The sequence below is a fragment of the Myxococcus sp. CA039A genome (assembly GCF_013336645.1).
GTDB classification, from domain to species: domain Bacteria; phylum Myxococcota; class Myxococcia; order Myxococcales; family Myxococcaceae; genus Myxococcus; species Myxococcus llanfairpwllgwyngyllgogerychwyrndrobwllllantysiliogogogochensis.
The window spans coordinates 1-5,902 of record NZ_JABUMQ010000485.1; the positions used below are offsets into that span (position 1 = coordinate 1).

The window sequence follows — 5,902 nt, forward strand, 5'->3', positions numbered from 1 at the left end:
GCCGCGCAAGCCCACCAGCGACTGGAGTCGCGCGCGACGGTGGGCAAGGTGGTGCTGCGAGTGCCCTGAAACCGCGCGTGCCGTCAGGCCTCGGGGGTGGCCTCGGGCCGCAAGCCCGCGGGCGCCCTGGCGGCCGAAGCGGGCACGGGGCCCCTCGCGGCGTCGGAAACTCCAGACGCACAAAAGCGAAAAGCCCCCGTCGCACGAGGCGACGAGGGCTTCTCTCAAAAAGAATCCGGCAGCGACCTACTCTCCCACGCGGTTTCCCGCGGAGTACCATCGGCTCTGGAGGGCTTAACTTCCGTGTTCGGGATGGGAACGGGTGTGACCCCTCCGACATAGCCACCGGAAAAGCATGAAGTGCATACGAAGGGTAAGTTGCAGCATTCTGCGAGTACAAGTCTCGCTGTGCGTCTAGTGTTTCGTCCGGGTGAATGCATAGTGCATTCAGTCTCGGCCTTGGCCCCGAGTCCCTTACTCCCCTTGAGGGGGCATGCAAGAGATAGGGGGAAGTAAGCCTCTCGACCAATTAGTACCAGTTAGCTCAACGCGTTACCGCGCTTACACACCTGGCCTATCAACGTCGTAGTCTTCGACGGGTCTTCAGGGGCTTGCGCCCGGGATACCTGGTCTTGAGGTCGGTTTCCCGCTTAGATGCTTTCAGCGGTTATCCAATCGGCACATGGCTACCCAGCGATGCCTCTGGCGAGACAACTGGTACACCAGCGGTGCCTCCAACCCGGTCCTCTCGTACTAAGGTCAGAGCCTCTCAAGTATCCTACGCCCACAGCAGATAGGGACCAAACTGTCTCACGACGTTTTGAACCCAGCTCGCGTACCGCTTTAATTGGCGAACAGCCAAACCCTTGGGACCTGCTCCAGCCCCAGGATGCGATGAGCCGACATCGAGGTGCCAAACCTCCCCGTCGATGTGAACTCTTGGGGGAGATAAGCCTGTTATCCCCGGAGTACCTTTTATCCGTTGAGCGATGGCCCTTCCATTCAGGACCACCGGATCACTATGACCTGCTTTCGCACCTGCTCGACGTGTCCGTCTCGCAGTCAAGCTCCCTTATGCCATTGCACTCGCCGCCCGGTTTCCAATCGGGCTGAGGGAACCATCGCGCGCCTCCGTTACTCTTTGGGAGGCGACCGCCCCAGTCAAACTACCCACCAGACAGTGTCCCAATCCCGGCTTACGGGACATGGTTAGACACCAGAAATCAACAGGGTGGTATTTCACCGTTGCCTCCACCGAACCTAGCGGCCCGGCTTCAAAGGCTCCCACCTATCCTACACAGTCAATCCCTAGTGTCACTGTCAAGTTATAGTAAAGGTTCACGGGGTCTTTCCGTCTTGCTGCGGGTAAACTGCATCGGCACAGCTATTTCAATTTCGCTGAGTCCCTCTCCGAGACAGCGCGGAAGTCGTTACTCCATTCGTGCAGGTCGGAACTTACCCGACAAGGAATTTCGCTACCTTAGGACCGTTATAGTTACGGCCGCCGTTTACTGGGGCTTCGGATCATCGCTTTGCCTTGCGGCTGACGAATCCCCTTAACCTTCCAGCACCGGGCAGGAGTCAGACCCTATACGTCGGCTTGTCGCCTTCGCAGAGTCCTGTGTTTTTGGTAAACAGTCGCTACCGCCATTTCTCTGCAACCTCTCTCGGCTCCGGCTGTACGCCTTCACCTACCAGAGGCCCACCTTCTTCCGAAGTTACGGTGGAAATTTGCCTAGTTCCTTGGAGGAGAGTTCTCTCAAGCGCCTTAGGATTTTCTCCTCACCCACCTGTGTCGGTTTACGGTACGGACACCCTGCAAGCTCCCTACGGGACTTTTCTTGGAAGCAGAGCATCAGCGACTTACCCCTTACGGGGCGCCATGGGGTCTCGGGGATAGCTGCCGCGCCTTTAATCGTACGCGACACCCCTACGCCTTTGGACTGACACAACCGCCGGTCAGCTCGCCTAGCTTTCTCCGTCCTCCCTTAGTTCAACGCTTACAAGATGGCGCAGGAATATTAACCTGCTTTCCATCATCTACGCCTTTCGGCCTCGACTTAGGTTCCGGCTAACCCTGGGAAGATTAACTTGACCCAGGAAACCTTGGGTTTACGGCGAGGGGGTTTCTCACCCCCTTTATCGCTACTCATTTCGGCATCAGCACTCCCAGCCGCTCCAGCCGCCCTTTCGGTCGACCTTCGCTGCAACTGGGACGCTCCCCTACCGCCACACGTTTTGCGTGTGACCCGAAGCTTCGGTACTAGTCTTGAGCCCCGTTACATTTTCGGCGCGGCCTGTCTTGACCAGTGAGCTATTACGCTTTCTTTAAAGGATGGCTGCTTCTAAGCCAACCTCCTGGTTGTCAATGACCTGCCACATCCTTTCTAGTGTTCACTTAGACTAGATTTGGGGACCTTAGCTGTCGGTCTGGGTTATTCCCCTCTTGCCAATGGACGTTATCACCCACTGACTGCGTCCCGGGCTAACAATTACTGGCATTCGGAGTTTGGTACGGTTTGGTAATCTGGTGAGACCCCTAGCCGTTCCAGTGCTCTACCTCCAGTATTGAATTGCCCGAGCCGATACCTAAATATCTTTCGGGGAGAACCAGCTATCACGGAGTTTGATTGGCCTTTCACCCCTACACACAGCTCATCTCAGAAATTTTCAACTTTCATGAGTTCGGTCCTCCATGCGGTGTTACCCGCACTTCAACCTGGCCATGTGTAGATCACCCCGCTTCGGGTTATAATACACGCAACTAATTCGCCCTTTTAGGACTCGCTTTCGCTCCGGCTCCACCTAACGGCTTAGCCTCGCTACGTATATTAAGTCGCCGAATCATGATGCAAAAGGTACGCCCTCGCACTGGCTTGCGCCGTAGTGCTCGGACTGCTTGTAGACATGCGGTTTCAGGTTCTTTTGACTCCCCTTGCCGGGGTTCTTTTCACCTTTCCCTCGCGGTACTTGTTCACTATCGGTCGCCAAGGAGTATTTAGCCTTACCGGATGGTCCCGGCTGATTCAGACAGGATTGCACGTGTCCCGTCTTACTTGGGTAACCCACTCAGCTCCAACCAGCTTTCGCGTACGCGACTATCACGCCCTTTGGTGTCTCTTTCCAGAGACTTCCGCTAGCCAGTCAAAGTCCTACCGTGGACCCTCTACCCCGCTGCCACTTGCGTGACATCGGTTTGGGCTGTTCCCATTTCGCTCGCCGCTACTTTGGGAATCACTCGTTGTTTTCTCTTCCTCAGGGTACTGAGATGTTTCACTTCCCCTGGTTAGCTCCATCTCACCTATGTATTCAGTGAGAGGTAACACCGCTATTCGCAGTGCTGGGTTTCCCCATTCGGACATCTCCGGATCAACGCTTGGTTGACAGCTCCCCGAAGCTTTTCGCAGCCACCCGCGTCCTTCATCGCCTCTTGGCACCTAGGCATCCACCGCACGCCCTTAGTAGCTTACTTGCCCTAATCTCTTGTCTAACGCCCGCCTCACGGCGGATTGTCGAAACTCGAAACCAAGGCCCAGACCCCTGCTCTTCGCAGCAGGCCCGGAAAAAATCACTCTACGCTTGTAGTTAGCGCCAACCCTCTCACACCTCGCCTTCGCCTCACGGCGTCGGTTTCAGTGGGGAGTTGCGCGCCTTCTGCGAGAACTTGTTACTCAGCAGAAATTGCAACTTACCCTTCGTATGCACTTGTCAAAGAACGCTTCCCTCAATGCGACAGGGAAAACTTGTGTGGAGCTGATCGGAATCGAACCGACGACATCCAGCTTGCAAAGCTGGCGCTCTCCCAACTGAGCTACAGCCCCGTGTGTCCGGGCCAATTTAGCTGGGTGCGTCACCGTTGCCCAGGCTTTCGCCTGCGGAAACAGTGGGCCTAGGTGGACTTGAACCACCGACCTCGCGCTTATCAGGCGCGCGCTCTAGCCAGCTGAGCTATAGGCCCAGGAGCTACCGCGTCGATTCTACAGCGTCCTTCATTCTCAAAGAGCTGGTGCCGCGACTTCTCGCGCACTCAGTCCTTCAAAACCAAACAGCAAGCCCGAAGTAGAGAGAGTCGGATTGGACTCGGAAACGTTGACCTGGTCGACCTGACGCGGCTCGAAAGCCGCTGGCACCACCTGCTGACACCGAAGTGTCTGCCTGGTGCCCGGTCTCCTTAGAAAGGAGGTGATCCAGCCGCAGGTTCCCCTACGGCTACCTTGTTACGACTTCACCCCAGTTACCGACCACTCCTTGGGCACCTCTTGGTGAAGTGACTTCTGGAGCAATCGACTCCCATGGTGTGACGGGCGGTGTGTACAAGGCCCGGGAACGTATTCACCGCAGCGTGCTGATCTGCGATTACTAGCGATTCCGCCTTCATGGAGTCGAGTTGCAGACTCCAATCTGAACTGAGACCGGTTTTATGCGATTAGCTCCCCCTCGCGGGTTGGCAACGCTCTGTACCGGCCATTGTAGCACGTGTGTAGCCCTGGTCATAAAGGCCATGAGGACTTGACGTCATCCCCACCTTCCTCCGGTTTAACACCGGCAGTCCCTCTAGAGATCCACTTGCGTGGCAACTAAAGGCGAGGGTTGCGCTCGTTGCGGGACTTAACCCAACATCTCACGACACGAGCTGACGACAGCCATGCAGCACCTGTCTCTCGGCTCCCTTGCGGGCACCGCCTCATCTCTGAGGCATTCCGAGGATGTCAAGACCAGGTAAGGTTCTGCGCGTTGCGTCGAATTAAACCACATGCTCCACCGCTTGTGCGGGCCCCCGTCAATTCCTTTGAGTTTTAGTCTTGCGACCGTACTTCCCAGGCGGAGAACTTAATGCGTTAGCTACGGCACCGCGGGGGTCAACTCCCACGACACCTAGTTCTCATCGTTTACGGCGTGGACTACCAGGGTATCTAATCCTGTTTGCTCCCCACGCTTTCGCGTCTCAGCGTCAGTTGCCGTCCAGGTGGCCGCCTTCGCCACCGGTGTTCCTCCCCATATCTACGAATTTCACCTCTACTTGGGGAATTCCGCCACCCTCTCCGGCACTCAAGCACGACAGTTTCGGGCGCACTTCCTCAGTTGAGCTGAGGGCTTTCACACCCGACTTGTCACGCCGCCTACACGCGCTTTACGCCCAATAATTCCGAACAACGCTTGCACCCTCTGTATTACCGCGGCTGCTGGCACAGAGTTAGCCGGTGCTTCTTCTCCCGGTACCGTCAAGCCGTTGGATGTTAGCCAACGGGTTTTCTTCCCGGTCGAAAGTGCTTTACAATCCAAAGACCTTCATCACACACGCGGCGTTGCTGCGTCAGGCTTTCGCCCATTGCGCAAAATTCCCCACTGCTGCCTCCCGTAGGAGTCTGGACCGTGTCTCAGTTCCAGTGTGGCTGATCGTCCTCTCAGACCAGCTACCCGTCGTTGCCTTGGTGGGCCATTACCCCGCCAACTAGCTGATGGGCCGCGGACTCATCTGGTTGTGATAGCTTGTATACAGAGGCCACCTTTTCCCTCAGTCTCCGAAGAAACCGTGGGCTTATCCGGTATTAGCCAATCTTTCGACTGGTTATCCCGAGCATCCAGGCAGATTATCCACGTGTTACGCACCCGTGCGCCGCTCTACTAAGGGTTGCCCCTATTCGCGCTCGACTTGCATGTGTTAGGCACGCCGCCAGCGTTCGTTCTGAGCCAGGATCAAACTCTCCAATTTTAATTTGAAGGTTGAACCGGCGTTCACCAAGTGTCCGGCTAAGGAACCTTGGCTCGCTGATTCACTGCAGGCACTGCTGGTATGCGCTTCTCAGCGCTCCCTTGCTGGTGCCTTCTCAAAGATTGACTGCGGTTTCCGCAATCCTTCTCTTCTTCTTGGGCTTGCTATTTGGTTTTCAAAGACCGAGCC

At 56.3% G+C, this 5,902-nt stretch carries 2 tRNA genes and 3 rRNA genes; all 5 read right to left on the reverse strand.

Annotated elements, in window-relative coordinates:
- Window positions 1–233 precede the first annotated feature (233 nt).
- The 5 genes from rrf to HR086_RS44010 all read right to left on the reverse strand — a co-directional run bounded on the left by rrf (window position 234) and on the right by HR086_RS44010 (window position 5,713).
- A 5S ribosomal RNA gene (gene rrf / locus HR086_RS43990) occupies window positions 234–350 on the reverse strand.
- Window positions 351–508: 158 nt separating this feature from the next.
- Window positions 509–3,472, reverse strand: a 23S ribosomal RNA gene (locus tag HR086_RS43995).
- 276 nt (window positions 3,473–3,748) lie between these two features.
- Window positions 3,749–3,821 (reverse strand) — tRNA-Ala (locus HR086_RS44000).
- 63 nt (window positions 3,822–3,884) lie between these two features.
- Window positions 3,885–3,958: transfer RNA gene (locus HR086_RS44005), tRNA-Ile, on the reverse strand.
- Between the two features lie 217 nt (window positions 3,959–4,175).
- Window positions 4,176–5,713 (reverse strand): 16S ribosomal RNA (locus HR086_RS44010).
- Together the 16S, 23S and 5S rRNA genes with 2 tRNA genes alongside form the textbook arrangement of a ribosomal RNA operon.
- Between the last annotated feature and the right edge of the window lie 189 nt (window positions 5,714–5,902).